Here is a 14,758-nt window from a genome sequence, read left to right on the forward strand (position 1 = left end):
TTCAGTCCAGTAAAGAGAGCGTGACCGGCGTCAGGTGGTTGTCTTCGACCCGCACTTGCAGTTCACCCTCGCCCAGGCGGGCGGTCAGGCGCTGGCCGTTGTGGGTCTGGGCGGCCGTGCGGATGGCCTGGCCGCGCTCATCGAGGAGGATGCTGTAGCCACGCCCCAGGGTTGCCAGGGGGCTGACCACGTGCAGGGTCTGCACCTGCGCCTGCAGGCGTTGGCGGCGATCCTTGAGGGTCTCGCGCATGGCCCGCGGCAGGCGTTCGGCGAGGCTGTCCAGGCGCTGCTTGAGCAGGGCCAGGGTGCGCCCGGGGTGCTGCGCGGCCAGGCGCGTGTCCAGGCGTGCGAGGCGTTCGCGGCGCTGATTGAGGCGCTGTTCAAAGGCGCGGCGCAGGCGCATGTCCAGGTCGTCCAGGCGCTGGGCTTGCTGGCGCAGGCGTTCGCCGGGGTGGCGCAGGCGCCGGGTCAGGCTGTCCAGGCGCAGGCGATCGTGGGTCAGGCGGCTCTGGATGCGTAGCAGCAGGCGGCGCTTGAGGCTGTCGATGCGCCGTTGTAGGTCGCTGCTGTCCGGAGCCAGCAGTTCGGCGGCGGCAGATGGCGTCGGGGCGCGCACGTCGGCGACGAAATCACTGATCGAGACATCAGTTTCATGGCCGACGGCGCTGACGATCGGCGTCTTGCAGGCGGCGATGGCGCGCGCCACGGCTTCTTCGTTGAAGCACCAGAGGTCTTCCAGCGAGCCGCCACCGCGGGCCAGGATCAGTGCGTCGAAGCCGCGGCTGTCGGCCAGTTGCAGGGCGCGGACGATCTGCGCGATCGCTTCGCGGCCCTGCACGGCGGTGGGGATCAGGGTCAGTTCGACCTGTGGCGCACGGCGGCGGAACACACTGATGATGTCGCGGATCACTGCGCCGGTGGGCGAGCTGACGATGCCAATGCGCTGCGGATGCGCGGGCAGGGGGCGCTTGGTTTCGGCGCTGAACAGGCCTTCGGCGGCGAGTTTTTCCTTCAGCGCTTCGAAGGCCAGGCGCAGGGCGCCATCACCGGCCGGCTCGACCGTGTCGAGAATCAGCTGATAGTCGCCACGGCCTTCGAACAGCGAGACCTTGCCGCGCACCTTGACCGCCAGGCCATCGCGCAGCGCCTGGCGAACCCGCGCGGCGTTCTGGCGGAACAGTGCGCAGCGTACCTGGGCGCCGCTGTCCTTGAGGGTGAAGTAGACATGGCCGGAGGCCGGGCGGGCGAGGTTGGAGATCTCGCCTTCGACCCAGACATTGCGGAACACGTCTTCAAGCAGCACCCGGGCGCGGCCGTTGAGTTGGCTGACGGTGAGGACTTCGCGGTCCAGGCCGAGTCTTTCGAAGGGGTCTTTGATCATGGACGCATCATAAAGGATTGTGGTGGCAGGGTGGCAGTGGCTCGGCGGAGTCTTCATCGCTGGCAAGCCAGCTCCCACAGTATTAGTGCATACATTACCTGTGGGAGCTGGCTTGCCAGCGATTGGGCCCTTAGCCTTGAATATGACTCACAAACTGCTCAACCAGCGCTCCTGCATCGCGCCGATAGGCCAGCGCCACGGTACTGCTGCAACCCGCGTCCGCCAGGGCGATGAAGCGCAGTGAAGGCGGGGCGATCTCCTGCATGCACTGTGGCAGCAGGGCCACACCAAACCCCGCCTGGATCAGCTGCAACTGGGTGGTCTTGCGCGACACCACCCTTGCTGCCCGGGGAAAGAACCCTTGCGCCATGCACAGCTCGGCAGACAGGTAACTCAGGCCGCCACGCTGGCGATGGGGGATGGATATAAAGGCTTCTTCGCGCAGTTGCGCCAGGCACACGCGGCTTTCTCGCGCCAGTGGATGCTGCTCGGCGACCGCCAGCATCAGCGGCTCTTCGAATAGCGGCTGCACGCACAGGCCTTCATGCTGGCGCAACACGGGCAGGCGCAGCAGGCCGAGTTCAAGGCGTCCTTCGGCCAGTTCCTCAAGTTGTGCCTCGGAGGACTGCTGGGCGATTTCCATGGACACGCCGGGGTTGTCATTCAGATAGCCGCTGAGCCGCACCAGCAACTGCCCGGTCAGCGGCACCGTACTGGAATGATTCAGACGCAAGCTGCCGCGTACACCTTGGCCAACTTCCCGAGCCAGGCGTTGTGCTTTTTCCAGGTCTACCAGCAAGGTGCGAGCCCTTGGCAAAAAGGCCTGGCCCGCTGCGGTAAGTCGCGGCTGGCGTGCCGTACGTTCGAACAGCAGGGTGTCGAGTTGCGACTCCAGATCCTTGACCTGTCGGCTCAGGGCCGACTGGGCGATGAACAGGCGCTCGGCGGCGGCGCTGAAGCTGCCGCTTTCGGCGATTTCGACGAAGTAACGCAACTGGCGGGTAGAGATCATCGATGCTATGCCGTTTCAAGATGGCTTGTAAGGTAATTGCATATTAGTCGGCATGTCTTGCAACTGGCTAAAGTTTCCACACCCCCACTGGTGAAGACCGCCATGCTCTCGACCCTGTTTGCCCAATTACCCTTTACCTCCCTCGACTGGCTGCCGATCCTGCTGGGCATTGGCGCTGCCTATATCGTCTTCGGCATTGCCGGCTTTGGTACGGCGCTGGTGGCCGGGCCGGTATTGATCAACTTCATGCCGCTGTCACGGATCATCCCGTTGCTGGTACTGCTGGATTTCGTCGCCGCCTTCGGCAACTGGCTGCCGGCGCGCAAGGCCGTGGCGCGCCCGGAACTGATGCGCCTGCTGCCGTGCATGGTGCTGGGTTGTACTCTGGGTGTGGTGTTTTTGCTCAACCTCAAGTCCGACCTGTTGCTGCTGTTGATGGGGCTGTTTATCAGCGCCTATGCCTTGTATAGCCTGGCGGTGAAGGTCAAGCCGGCGCAGCTGTCGCCCGCCTGGTCGGTGCCGATGGGGACTGTGGGTGGCCTGTTCGGTGCCTTGTTCGGCAGCGGCGGCTTTCTCTATGCCATCTACCTTAATGCCCGTCTGCCCTCCAAGGAGCAGGCGCGGGCCACCCAGAGCGCGCTGATCAGTTGCAGTACCGTGGTGCGCCTGAGTCTGTTCCTGATCGCTGGCGTCTATGCCGACCTGCCGTTGTTGTTGCTAGCGCTGTGCCTGGCGCCGATGATGCTGGCCGGGGTGTACCTGGGCCGGCGCCTGACCCTGAACATGTCGCGCGAAACCTTCGTGCGCCTGGTCACCTGGCTGGTACTGGCCAGTGGTATTGTCCTGATCGGCCGCTACCTGAGTGAGGTAAACTGGCAGCTTTGAACTTGTTTGGCCGCTGTCATGACGACCCAGAGCATTATTGTCCCGAAGATTTCCACCGTTCCCGTACATGAGGCCCGCGCCCGGGCAATCCTGCGCTGGCTGGTGCGCGAGAAAGTCATCGAGGAGCAACTGAGCACCTGTGGCAGCACCGGCAGCCGCATGGCCTATGCCATCGCCGAAGGTGCGCGCAAGGTGGTCAAGCACCCCGAGCTGCTGCCATACGGTCAGCCGGTCAATGGCCTTGAGGTCATTACCAAGCGCTGCATCTATACCCCGACCGAGGGTTTTCTCGAAGAGGCCGGCTGCGCCGAATGCCGCAAGGAAGTTGGTGTGGCGCTGTTCGAAAGCCTGGAAGACTGGATGCCCGGGCGCACGGAAAACTTCGTCTGCCCGCTGTGCGCTCATGAAGACGACATCAACGGCTTTCTGTTCCTTCAGCCCTGCGCATTTTCCAACCTGGGTTTCATCTTCAATAACTGGAGTGCGGCGGGGTTCAAGCAGGCTTTTCTGGATAACTTCGCCGATTGGCTCGACCAGCCGGTGGCCGTGGTGCAGGTCAACCGCGCAGGTAACTGACCGAAGGCCCATCTTTGCATTGAGCGAAGGGCAATGGATGAGTATAATGGCGCGCTTCCATTTTTCCCGCCCGGGAGCCCCTGCGATGCTGCGTATCAGCCAAGAAGCCCTGACCTTCGACGACATTCTCCTAGTGCCTGGTTATTCCGAGGTGCTGCCTAATGAAGTCAGTCTCAAGACCCGTTTGACCCGTGGCATCGAGCTGAATATTCCGTTGGTCTCTGCCGCCATGGATACCGTGACCGAAGCCCGCCTGGCCATTGCCATGGCCCAGGAAGGCGGCATCGGCATCATCCACAAGAACATGACCATCGAGCAGCAGGCTGCCGAAGTGCGCAAGGTCAAGAAGTTCGAGGCTGGCGTGGTCAAGGACCCGATCACCATCGAGGCTGACGCCACGGTCCGTGACCTGTTCGAACTGACCCGTCTGAACAACATCTCCGGCGTTCCGGTGCTGCACGATGGCGACCTGGTCGGCATCGTCACCTCTCGCGACGTGCGCTTCGAAAACCGTCTGGATGCCACCGTCCGTGAAGTGATGACGCCTAAAGCAGGCCTGGTCACTGTCAAGGAAGGCGCCGACAAGAACGAAGCCCGCGAGCTGCTGCACAAGCACCGTATCGAGCGCGTGCTGATCGTCGACGACAACTTTGCCCTCAAGGGCATGATGACCGTCAACGACATCGAAAAAGCCAAGGCCTACCCGCTGGCGAGCAAGGACGACCAGGGTCGCCTGCGCGTCGGCGCGGCAGTCGGCACCGGCAAGGACACCGCTGACCGAGTTGCCGCACTGGTTGCCGCGGGCGTTGACGTGGTGGTGGTCGACACCGCTCACGGTCACTCCAAGGGCGTGATCGATCGCGTTCGCTGGGTCAAGGAGAACTTCCCGCAGGTTCAGGTCATCGGTGGCAACATCGCCACCGGCGCTGCCGCCAAGGCCCTGGCCGAAGCCGGCGCCGACGCGGTCAAGGTCGGTATCGGCCCAGGCTCGATCTGCACCACCCGTATCGTCGCCGGTGTCGGTGTGCCGCAGATCAGCGCCATCGCCAACGTCGCCGCCGCCCTTGAAGGCACGGGCATCCCGCTGATCGCCGACGGTGGCATCCGCTTCTCCGGTGACCTGTCCAAGGCCATCGTGGCCGGTGCTTCGGCCGTGATGATGGGTTCGATGTTCGCCGGTACCGAAGAGGCTCCGGGCGAGATCGAGCTGTTCCAGGGTCGCTCCTACAAGGCTTACCGCGGCATGGGCTCGCTGGGCGCCATGTCCCAGGCCCAGGGCTCCTCCGACCGTTACTTCCAGGACTCTTCGGCCGGTGCCGAGAAGCTGGTACCTGAAGGTATCGAAGGCCGTGTGCCGTACAAGGGCACCCTGACCGCGATCATTCACCAGCTGATGGGTGGCCTGCGTTCCTCGATGGGTTACACCGGTAGCGCCAACATCGAAGAGATGCGTACCAAGCCTGAGTTCGTGCGTATCACCGGTGCTGGCATGGCCGAGTCCCACGTGCATGACGTACAGATCACTAAAGAAGCGCCAAACTACCGCGTAGGTTGATGCTTCAGGCAACACTTGCTAGCGGGGCTGTTATCGACAGCCCCGCGTCGTTTCCGATTTCCACTGACGAGATTGAGTCATGGCCCTCGACATTCACGCTCACCGCATCCTGATCCTCGACTTCGGTTCCCAGTACACCCAGCTGATTGCCCGCCGCGTGCGCGAAATCGGCGTGTACTGCGAACTGCACCCGTTCGACATGGACGATGACGCGATTCGCGAATTCGCCCCGCGCGGCATCATCCTCGCCGGCGGTCCCGAGTCGGTGCACGAAGCCAACAGCCCGCGCGCGCCACAGGCCGTCTGGGACCTGGGCGTACCGGTATTCGGTATCTGCTACGGTATGCAGACCATGGCCGAACAGCTGGGCGGCAAGGTGGAAGGCTCCGAGCTGCGTGAGTTCGGTTATGCCCGCGTTGACGTGGTCGGCAAGAGCCGCCTGCTCGACGGCATCGAAGACCACGTCGACGCCGATGGCGTGTTTGGCCTGGACGTATGGATGAGCCACGGTGACAAGGTCACCCGCATCCCGCAAGAGTTCCACATCCTGGCCAGCACCCCGAGCTGCCCGATCGCCGGCATGGCCGACGATACTCGTGGCTACTACGGCGTGCAGTTCCACCCGGAAGTGACCCACACCAAGCAGGGCGGTCGTATCCTTTCGCGCTTCATCCTCGACATCTGCGGCTGCGAAGCACTGTGGACCCCGTCGCACATCGCTGAAGACGCCATCGCCCAGATCCGCGCCCAGGTTGGCACTGACAACGTCCTGCTCGGCCTGTCCGGCGGCGTTGACTCCTCGGTGGTTGCAGCCCTGCTGCACAAGGCCATCGGCGACCAGCTGACCTGCGTGTTCGTCGACAACGGCCTGCTGCGCCTGCACGAAGGCGAGCAAGTGATGGCCATGTTCGCCGAGAATATGGGCGTCAAGGTGATCCGCGCCAACGCCGAAGATCAGTTCCTCGGCAACCTGGCCGGTGAAGCTGACCCTGAGAAGAAGCGCAAGATCATCGGCCGTACCTTCATCGACGTGTTCGATGCCGAGTCGACCAAGCTGCACAACATCAAGTACCTGGCCCAGGGCACCATCTACCCGGACGTGATCGAGTCGGCGGGCGCCAAGAGCGGCAAGGCCCACGTGATCAAGTCGCACCACAACGTTGGTGGCCTGCCAGAAGAGATGAACCTCAAGCTGGTCGAGCCGCTGCGCGAGCTGTTCAAGGACGAGGTTCGTCGCCTTGGCCTGGAGCTGGGCCTGCCGTACGACATGGTCTACCGCCACCCGTTCCCGGGCCCGGGGCTGGGCGTGCGGATCCTCGGTGAAGTGAAGAAGGAATACGCCGACCTGCTGCGTCGCGCCGACCACATCTTCATCGAAGAACTGCGCAAGGCCGACTGGTACCACAAGGTCAGCCAGGCCTTCGTGGTGTTCCAGCCGGTGAAATCGGTGGGCGTGGTCGGTGACGGCCGTCGTTACGCCTGGGTCGTGGCCCTGCGTGCGGTGGAAACCATCGACTTCATGACCGCCCGTTGGGCGCACCTGCCTTACGAGCTGCTGGAAACCGTCAGCGGCCGGATCATCAACGAGATCGAAGGCATTTCCCGCGTGACTTACGACGTGTCGAGCAAGCCACCGGCGACCATCGAGTGGGAATGACAGTTAGTTGAACAACAAAAAGGGCGCTTCGGCGCCCTTTTTGCTGGCTGCAGTTCACCTGACCTGACGCATGCCCAGTACCACCCTGATGGCCTCCAGTAGTTTTTCTTCGTTGCGATACCAGCGGCCGCTAATGCTTGGCCAGCCATTGCGTGTAACCTTTACGCCAGCAAATGCGTGTTCAATGGGCGTGCGTATCAGTTCGCCTGACCTGCTGCGGTGCACCAGCAGGTGTGGGTCAGCAGTTGCATCAACCAGAAACATGCCGGCCTGTGGCAAGCGCGATGAGATATCGGCAGCAATCACCGCAGGTTTTGTGGCGATGCTCAGCAGCAGGTCGCCCTTGACGAAGGCGGTAGCATTGCCAATACCGCTGGTCTTGAAAGAGTCGCCCGCGTCTTCACCAATACTGGTGGCAGTACCCAGGGGCACATCGGCAATGCGCAGGCCGATGGCGTGGTTCATTTCACTGACCCCTGGCACGCCTTCGAACGTATTGCTGTGACTGTTGCCGACCAGGGCCACCCAGCGATGGGGACCATTGAGTTGCTGGTCGGCGGTGATGGTTTTGCTGGCGTAGAAGTTCATCATCTTCTGTCGCGCATTGGCCACCGGACGAGGCAGATCGTTTTGCACATAGCTGCTCAGGCAATCGATCGCGCGGACCTGGATGTGATGCTCATTGGCACTTTTGAGCACGGCTTCAAAGGTAAAGTTGCCGAGAGCATCGGTGCCGTGCCCAGCGTCCAGATTTTGCACATACCGCAGCAGGGTTTCATCCATCACGCCGGTACGATTGAACGCCTCCAGCCCGCTGGCATGCATGTCTGTCATCAGGTGCTCGAAGTAAAGGGTTTTGACTTTCTGCTTGCTCAGGGTAGTCATGTTGTCGATCAGAAATTGCTTGCTGGCGATCGAGTCATGGGTTTCGCCGATGACCAAGCCATCGGTCTGGGCATAGATCGACTTGATGATGCCCTTGGCTGGGGTATTGGCCTCCAGCGTGGGGATAGTCGGACGAGGGGCTTGTTTATACAGATCAAAAAAGGTCCCGGCATCGTCCAGAAGATCTTTGCGCAACTGTTCGAACTTGATTGTCGCCTGGTTAAATTCCTCGTCGTTTACTTTGATAAATCCCTCTCGGTAGTACTGTGATCTGGCTGCAGTCTCCGCAAGTTTTGCCCGGTATTGCTCAGGAATATCGTAAGGGCTTGCAGCAGCAGGCTGGGGTGCTGCGGCGGTGCGAGCACTGCCCCAGGGCCTGCGACCGAAGAGCCTGCCGGTACCGCCTCGCAATCCGGGCCTTTCGCGCAGGGCCCAACTGCCGTCGGCTTGCAGTTCGACCGGATAGTGGCGAAAGAATGAGAAGGGTTCGCCGGGGTCGACGACGACCCAGGTTTTCAGTTCGCCAATGTAACGGACCTGGTAGGGCAATTCGTCGAGTTGAATGTAGAAATGGCCATCTCCGGGGTTGTATACGCCAGCAAGGGTGCCTTTGTTGGCCAGCTCCTCGTCGCTCAACAGCACGTTGGCGACAAAGTCATTGAGCGGATTGTGTTCCAGTTCGACCGCCAGGTGCTTGGGCAGCGGCAGCGGTTCCAGGGGCAGAGGCGGCACGGCTTTGGCCTCGGCTAGCCGTGAGTCTTCGCCCAGGGCCTTGAGCTCGCCTGCGGCGCCGACGACTACCAGGGTGTTGAGCAGGGCATCGATACTGCTGAAGATGGCGCCCATTACACCGGCCTTGCGCTCTGCAGTGTTGCGCCCGTTGACTGCCTGGTCGATGTTCAAGCCCAGGCTGGCCAGGTCTGCGCCCACGGCGGCCAGTGCCACAGGCCAGCACAGCATGCCCAAGGCACCGGTGAGGTTGGCCGTGGTGCTGAGGTAGCCGATCCAGAGCTTTTTGCGCAGTTGAGAATTGCTGTGCAAGGCGGTTTTCGCCTCCTTGTGCATGCGCTCACGGGCCTGATCGCTCAGCCAGTCGAAAGGATCGCCGGCAATCGCCAGGTCGTTCTGGTTGATGCAGCTGTGATCGCCCCGGGCATGGGACATGAACAAGGTGATCAGCACATCGTGCAAGCCGACATCGGTACCATCGGCGGCATAGGCCGACAGCGCAAAGTGCGACATGAAGATCGGCAGCTTGCCGGGGTCGTTGGTTTGCACCAGCAGCCACCAGTGCAGGTCGGCCACTGATTCGAACACATGAAACGAGCCATCCTCATCAGGCATATAGATGATCTGACGCCCGTGTTCATCGACGATGCGCAGGATATCGGTAGCCTGGTAGCCGCCGATGTCCAGTGCCCTGATGCTCAAGCCCGCGGGGGCCTGATCCCGTTGATGGATTTTCGCCAGTGAGGCCGGGGTGCTGAAGCTGCCCGCTGCGGCTTTCATTACCGATGTGAAGTGCCGGGGATGCAGAGTGCCGTTGTCCAGGTCTTCAAACGCTCTGGCAAGGAAGTTGATTTTTGTCAGCGCCCGGTAGGCATCCTTGTCTTGTGTCCAGAACTCATTCAGGCGTGTGTTGAATTGCGTGGCGAAGTCGAGTTTCCAGAAGTCGTGCAGCACGTCCTGGGGCAGCAGCGGCACTTCATTGCTTTCGTTGAACAGATGGGTGCGCGCGTCGGCGGTGTAGAAACCGCCCCAGTCGACCAGCAGGTCGGCGTTGTCCTGGTCATGGGGGGTGAACCTGCGCATGACCAGTTGCGTGAGGCTGACCGATTCCAGCGGAGGGCCAACGTGCTCCCAACCGGTGAAGCTGCGTGGGTTGCTCTGGCCGTTGTCGAACCGATGCCAGTACACCTGGTCCGGGGCGTGGGCGCCCTGGCCATAGGTGTGCAAGATCTGCACCGCAGCCAGGCGGGCCATCTCCCACATGTCCGGGCATCGCTCAACGACGCTCGAGGCCAGTTTGTGCAGGGTCAGTTGCAAGTCATTGATTACGGGTAGTGCGTGATTTTCGGTCATGGGGCGGTTCTCTTGGCTGAAGGGAACCAGCTTGGGTGACGGTCAGTGGTCGATGGCGCTACATAGTTGTATCCAGGCGTTGATGTATGTACCGCCAAGGCTAGGCAAGGGGCTAGCACAGTCAGCGCTCGATGACTGTGGAGTACCCGCAATGAATACCACTTCGGACAGCAACACCCTGCAAGCGCCCCTCAGCCAGTTCACCTCCCAGGTGATGAGGCAACTTCCGGATCTGCACCTGATGGCCTGGCAGGCCGCGCGGCGGATCCTGGCCTCGATGAAAGTCGAAGGCGATCCGGACAAGATCTACTGGCACCGGTTTGACAATGCCCAGTCCAGTTCGACCAGCTTTACCGGCTGGGAGCATGTAGGTGCGCCAGAGGAATCGATGACCCTCACCGAACTGGTGATCCGCCGCTTTCGGGTGGCGGACCAGGACAATGCCGATGTCCTGCACAATTGGGGCGGCTTCTATCAGCAAGGGCCGCAGGCGCAGCGCTACGATCAGCGCAATGAAGTGCGCCTGTCGCCCTCGTCGTTGCTGCAGGCGTTGTGGCAGGTGGATTTTTCCTCGGTTTACCGCAAAGCCTTGCAAGCCTTCTGGAAAACCTCGGGCGATGACTTGAGAACCGTGGTGCGGCTGAACATCCTGGCCGCCGGCACGTTGGCGTGCGAGTCCGGGCAGCTCACGCGCTTGCAGTTGCACTGGGTGATTCAGGCGTTGGGGGTTGAGCGGCCCATGGCGCTGCGCTTGCAAGACGTCGCAGGGTTGCGACCGGCTCAAGGTGAACTGTCGGTCAGTTGCCTGCGGTTTGCCGGGCATGACCTGGTGAACATCCTTTGGTTTTCCCATCCGTCCGGTCGACAGATCCTCTATGTCCCCGGTGGCGCACAGGTTTTCGAGACGTTCCAGGGGCCTGAGGGTATCTATGGTTGGTTGCGCAGCCAGGTGACTGACAAGGCCGCCCGCAAGCAACTGGCCAGCTATGGAGAGGTGGTTTCGTCGGTCGCGCTTGCGCAGCGCATTGCCCGCTTCAAGCGGATCGCCCAAGGTACCGATGAACAGCTGGCTGATTCGGTAGAGCGCCGGGCAGTTTCCGCCGACCTCTGTGATTGGCTGGTCAGGCAGACGCAAGCGCGGATGGCCGCTGAGGCGGACCTGCAGTTGCGCAGCAATGCCGATTTGCGCAAGCAACTGTGGATCGGTTACCTGGGGGCAGGGCTGCAACTGGCTACACCTGTTGCCATGCTGTCGTGGCCGGTTGCGGTGGCGGTGATTCTGGCTGGCGTGGCGAAACTGGGCCTGAATATCGACCAGGCGGTCAATGCGCGGGACCCGCAAGAACGCCAGGCTGCCCTGGTGGGTGCCATTGTCTCGGGTGTGGAACTGGTGCTGAATCTTACCCTGCTGCTGCCGGGCGCCATCCCGGCGGATGAGGAATTGGCAGTGTTCAAGGCGCCGCTCGCGGTGCCGCCGACCGAGCCGGCCATCCCGTCGGCGCAAGGGATACTGACCGGTGAGCAGGGGCAGTACATTCGTTTGCAGGGGGGACTTTATCGCGTGCGCTACGACGCCTCACTCAAGACCTGGCTGGTGATCGACCCGGGCAATCCCTTTGCCTTTCATGGCAACTTCCCGGTGCGGTTGAATGCACAATTGCGCTGGGAACTGATCGAAAGTGCCTGCTTGCGTGGTGGCGGGCAATGCCTGGGGAGTCTGGGTTCACGGCATATTCTGCCTGGCGGCGAGAGCGCTGGCGATCTCGTGTTGGGCCGCTACCATGTGCCCGCACAACAGCGCAGCGCGGTGAGTGACCTGCTCAAGCAGAGCAATCGCAGGATGTTGGCAGGAGATTTCTATGACCCAGAGTCTGTACTCAATCCGGTTCTGGACGACTTTCTCCTCTTGCGCGCCCGTCTGACGCTAGAGGCCGAACAGTACATCGATTCGCTGCCAAGATTGTCACGCTCCACTGTGCCAGCGCCTGATCCACAATTGTCGGCTCTATTGTCGTTCCAGCGCTTGTACGATGATGCCCAGGGCGTGGTGATTGGTGAGTCCCACCAGGCGATCGGTAGCAAGCGCTTTTTGATCAAGCATATGAAGGCGCTGGCCCTTGGTGGTGTCGATACCTTGTACATGGAGCACCTGTTGACCGATCTGCATCAGACCGATCTGGAGGTGCTTTTGCGGGATGGCAAGATGAGTGCCAGGTTGCGCGACTACCTGCGCGAGCTCGACGAAGGCCATTTCACGGATTCAACAGCAGTGGACACCTTCTACAACGTAGTCTGGGAGGCGACTAGGCGCGGCATTCGTATCATCGCGCTCGATTGTGCCGCCAGTTACCGGCTGGACGGGCTGGATCTACAGGAGGTCTTGCGCCAGAAAGTGTTCAGCTACTATGCCAGTCGAATCATCCAGGCCACCCGTTTTCAGCCCGGAGCAGGCAAGTGGGTGGCTTTTGTTGGAGACTCTCATGCCAGTACCTACAAGGGCGTCCCGGGCCTGGCGCAGTTGGAGGACGTTGTCAGTGTGCGTATCGTCGATGCAGGCCAAGGCCAGCACACTGAAATGACGTTAGATCCCGGCGAGTGGTATATACCTTCCATGGGGCGGCCCCAGGGTGTTGTCAAGGCAGACTGGCGCCTGGCGCTCAAGGTTCGCGAGCGTCCTTTCGAGTTTCTTGACCCGTCCCTTGCGCCGCCAGGCGTCCTGCAGCCTTGATGCGACAACTCTTCACTTAATATTTCTCAATTGCAGGTGTATCGTATTTGCCCTTCATCGCCAGCTCCTGTGGGGGCTGGCTGACTGGTTTGGCTATACGAGGTGCCCGCTGCATGTCTTTTACCCGTCGACAGATGCTCAAGGGGCTGACCGGCCTGGTGGTGGTTGGCCTGGGCGCCGGTGGCACCGCGCGTTACTGGCTGGGCAAGGTGGAAGGCGAGGCGGGGCATGATTACCAGCTGATTGCCGCACCGCTGGATGTCGAATTGGTCTCGGGGTTCAAGACCCAGGCCTGGGCCTTCGGCCCGTCGGCGCCGGGCACCGAGCTGCGAGTGCGCCAGGGTGAATGGCTGCGGGTGCGCTTCATCAACCAACTGCCGGTGGCCACCACCATCCACTGGCACGGCATCCGCCTGCCGCTGGAGATGGACGGCGTGCCTTACGTCTCGCAACTGCCGGTGCTGCCGGGCGAGTACTTCGACTACAAGTTCCGTGTGCCGGATGCCGGCAGCTACTGGTATCACCCGCACGTCAACAGCAGCGAAGAGCTGGGTAAAGGCCTGGTCGGGCCATTGATCGTCGAAGAGCGCGAACCCACCGGCTTCAAGCATGAGCGTACCCTGAGCCTGAAAAACTGGCACGTGGACGAGCAGGGCGCCTACCTGCCCTTCAGCATCCCCCGTGAAGCAGCCCGTGGCGGTACCGCAGGGCGGCTGATCACCATCAATGGCCAGGCCAACGCCGTGGTCGAGATGCCGGCCGGGCAGATCGTGCGGGTGCGCCTGCTCAACCTCGACAACACCCTGACCTACCGCATCAACCTCAAAGGCAGCTTCGAGGCGCGGGTCTACGCCCTGGACGGCAATCCGGTGACTCCGCGGCCGTTGGGCAAGGACTACTGGTTGGGCCCGGGCATGCGTATTTGCCTTGCGATCAAGATGCCGCCGGCCGGTGAAGAGTTGTCCCTGCGTGACGGCTCGGTACGCCTGGGCACCCTGCGCTCGGTGGCCAGCAGCGACGCCGCTGGTGACTGGCCGCCAGCCTTGCCGGCCAACCCGGTTGCCGAGCCGGACCTGGCCAACGCCGAAAAGCTCAACTTCAATTTCGAATGGGTCGGCTCGGTCTCGGTGAACACCGAGAACGGCAGGCCGCCGAGCCTCTGGCAGATCAACGGCAAAGCCTGGGACATTACCGACAAGACCTGCGCCGACCGGCCGATCGCCACGCTGAAAAAGGGTAAAAGCTACATCTTCGAGCTGAAAAACATGACCCAGTACCAGCACCCGATTCACCTGCATGGCATGAGTTTCAAGGTGATCGGCTCGAACAAGCGCAAGGTCGAACCGTACTTTACCGACACCTACCTGCTGGGCAAGAACGAGCGCGCGCAAGTGGCGCTGGTGGCGGATAATCCGGGTACCTGGATGTTCCACTGTCACGTGATCGACCACATGGAAACCGGCCTGATGGCCGCCATCGAGGTAGCGTGATGCGTCAGCCGCAGATCATCGATCGCAGCCGCGATCAGCAGTTCATGCGCCTGGCCCTGGAGCTGGCCGCCCAAGGTGCGGCCATGGGCGAGGTGCCGGTGGGCGCGGTGCTGGTGCAGCATGGCCAGGTGATTGGCCAAGGCTTCAACTGCCCGATCAGTGGCAGCGACCCCAGCGCTCATGCCGAAATGGTCGCCATTCGCGCCGCCGCCCAAACCGCGAGCAACTACCGCCTGCCCGGCAGTACCCTGTACGTGACCCTGGAACCGTGCAGCATGTGCGCAGGGCTCATCGTCCATTCACGTATCAGCCGGGTCGTGTACGGCGCGCTGGAGCCCAAGGCCGGCGTGGTGCAGAGCCAGGGGCAGTTCTTTACCCAGGGGTTTCTCAACCATCGGGTGATATTCGAGGGTGGGGTATTGGCAGAAGAGTGCGGGACTATTTTGTCCGAGTTCTTCAAGGCGCGGCGGGCGAAGGCGTAAACCCAGGGCCGCTATGCGGCCAATC

The 14,758-nt window shown here is 61.9% G+C and carries 10 protein-coding genes; 7 read left to right on the forward strand and 3 right to left on the reverse strand.

Annotated elements, in window-relative coordinates; translation table 11 throughout:
• Position 1: 1 nt before the first annotated feature.
• Together xseA and M5G17_RS11140 are read right to left on the reverse strand one after the other, a co-directional pair.
• The gene (gene xseA, locus M5G17_RS11135) at positions 2–1,381 is read right to left on the reverse strand and encodes an exodeoxyribonuclease VII large subunit (protein WP_273892961.1); all 1,380 of its coding nucleotides are present in this window, start codon (positions 1,379–1,381) and stop codon (positions 2–4) included.
• A gap of 130 nt (positions 1,382–1,511) precedes the next feature.
• The gene (locus M5G17_RS11140) at positions 1,512–2,393 is read right to left on the reverse strand and encodes a LysR family transcriptional regulator (RefSeq protein ID WP_273892962.1); all 882 of its coding nucleotides are present in this window, start codon (positions 2,391–2,393) and stop codon (positions 1,512–1,514) included.
• A 114-nt stretch (positions 2,394–2,507) separates the two neighbouring features.
• Between M5G17_RS11140 and M5G17_RS11145 the strand changes: the two genes are divergently transcribed.
• The 4 genes from M5G17_RS11145 (at position 2,508) to guaA (ending at position 7,066) form a co-directional block, all read left to right on the forward strand.
• A complete protein-coding gene (locus M5G17_RS11145) occupies positions 2,508–3,278 on the forward strand; it encodes a sulfite exporter TauE/SafE family protein (protein ID WP_273893041.1) in 771 nt (256 codons plus the stop codon).
• 18 nt (positions 3,279–3,296) lie between these two features.
• Positions 3,297–3,854 (forward strand): sugar ABC transporter ATPase, encoded by a 558-nt coding sequence (locus M5G17_RS11150; protein WP_273892963.1) that lies wholly within the window; start codon positions 3,297–3,299, stop codon positions 3,852–3,854.
• Positions 3,855–3,939: 85 nt separating this feature from the next.
• Positions 3,940–5,409: an IMP dehydrogenase gene (guaB, locus tag M5G17_RS11155; RefSeq protein WP_130263340.1), complete on the forward strand. Its 1,470-nt coding sequence runs from the start codon at positions 3,940–3,942 to the stop codon at positions 5,407–5,409.
• A 79-nt stretch (positions 5,410–5,488) separates the two neighbouring features.
• On the forward strand, positions 5,489–7,066 hold the full coding sequence (gene guaA / locus M5G17_RS11160; protein ID WP_273892964.1) for a glutamine-hydrolyzing GMP synthase: 1,578 nt from the start codon (positions 5,489–5,491) through the stop codon (positions 7,064–7,066).
• Between the two features lie 54 nt (positions 7,067–7,120).
• Here the strand turns inward: guaA and M5G17_RS11165 are convergent, their stop codons facing one another.
• Complete coding sequence (locus tag M5G17_RS11165; protein WP_273892965.1) at positions 7,121–10,033, reverse strand: membrane-targeted effector domain-containing toxin; 2,913 nt, start codon at positions 10,031–10,033, stop codon at positions 7,121–7,123.
• 151 nt (positions 10,034–10,184) lie between these two features.
• Between M5G17_RS11165 and M5G17_RS11170 the strand changes: the two genes are divergently transcribed.
• The 3 genes from M5G17_RS11170 to tadA all read left to right on the forward strand — a co-directional run bounded on the left by M5G17_RS11170 (position 10,185) and on the right by tadA (position 14,733).
• Positions 10,185–12,761, forward strand: coding sequence for a membrane-targeted effector domain-containing toxin (locus M5G17_RS11170; protein ID WP_273892966.1), 2,577 nt, complete (start codon positions 10,185–10,187; stop codon positions 12,759–12,761).
• A 113-nt stretch (positions 12,762–12,874) separates the two neighbouring features.
• A complete protein-coding gene (locus M5G17_RS11175) occupies positions 12,875–14,251 on the forward strand; it encodes a multicopper oxidase family protein (RefSeq protein WP_273892967.1) in 1,377 nt (458 codons plus the stop codon).
• Positions 14,251–14,733, forward strand: a complete 483-nt coding sequence (gene tadA / locus M5G17_RS11180) for a tRNA adenosine(34) deaminase TadA (RefSeq protein WP_273892968.1) — start codon at positions 14,251–14,253, stop codon at positions 14,731–14,733. The genes M5G17_RS11175 and tadA overlap by 1 nt, the downstream gene beginning before the upstream one ends.
• The last annotated feature ends 25 nt before the right edge of the window (positions 14,734–14,758 follow it).

Origin of the sequence: Pseudomonas rubra, assembly GCF_028656935.1 — a bacterium.
In the GTDB taxonomy this organism is placed as follows: Bacteria; Pseudomonadota; Gammaproteobacteria; order Pseudomonadales; family Pseudomonadaceae; genus Aquipseudomonas; species Aquipseudomonas rubra.

What these genes read in the sequence shown, in the direction of transcription:
- xseA (WP_273892961.1), bottom strand. Translation starts at nt 1,381, where the DNA reads ATGATCAAAGACCCCTTCGAAAGACTCGGCCTGGACCGCGAAGTCCTC.
- M5G17_RS11140 (WP_273892962.1), bottom strand. Translation starts at nt 2,393, where the DNA reads ATGATCTCTACCCGCCAGTTGCGTTACTTCGTCGAAATCGCCGAAAGC.
- M5G17_RS11150 (WP_273892963.1), top strand. Translation starts at nt 3,297, where the DNA reads ATGACGACCCAGAGCATTATTGTCCCGAAGATTTCCACCGTTCCCGTA.
- guaB (WP_130263340.1), top strand. Translation starts at nt 3,940, where the DNA reads ATGCTGCGTATCAGCCAAGAAGCCCTGACCTTCGACGACATTCTCCTA.
- guaA (WP_273892964.1), top strand. Translation starts at nt 5,489, where the DNA reads ATGGCCCTCGACATTCACGCTCACCGCATCCTGATCCTCGACTTCGGT.
- M5G17_RS11165 (WP_273892965.1), bottom strand. Translation starts at nt 10,033, where the DNA reads ATGACCGAAAATCACGCACTACCCGTAATCAATGACTTGCAACTGACC.
- M5G17_RS11170 (WP_273892966.1), top strand. Translation starts at nt 10,185, where the DNA reads ATGAATACCACTTCGGACAGCAACACCCTGCAAGCGCCCCTCAGCCAG.
- M5G17_RS11175 (WP_273892967.1), top strand. Translation starts at nt 12,875, where the DNA reads ATGTCTTTTACCCGTCGACAGATGCTCAAGGGGCTGACCGGCCTGGTG.
- tadA (WP_273892968.1), top strand. Translation starts at nt 14,251, where the DNA reads ATGCGTCAGCCGCAGATCATCGATCGCAGCCGCGATCAGCAGTTCATG.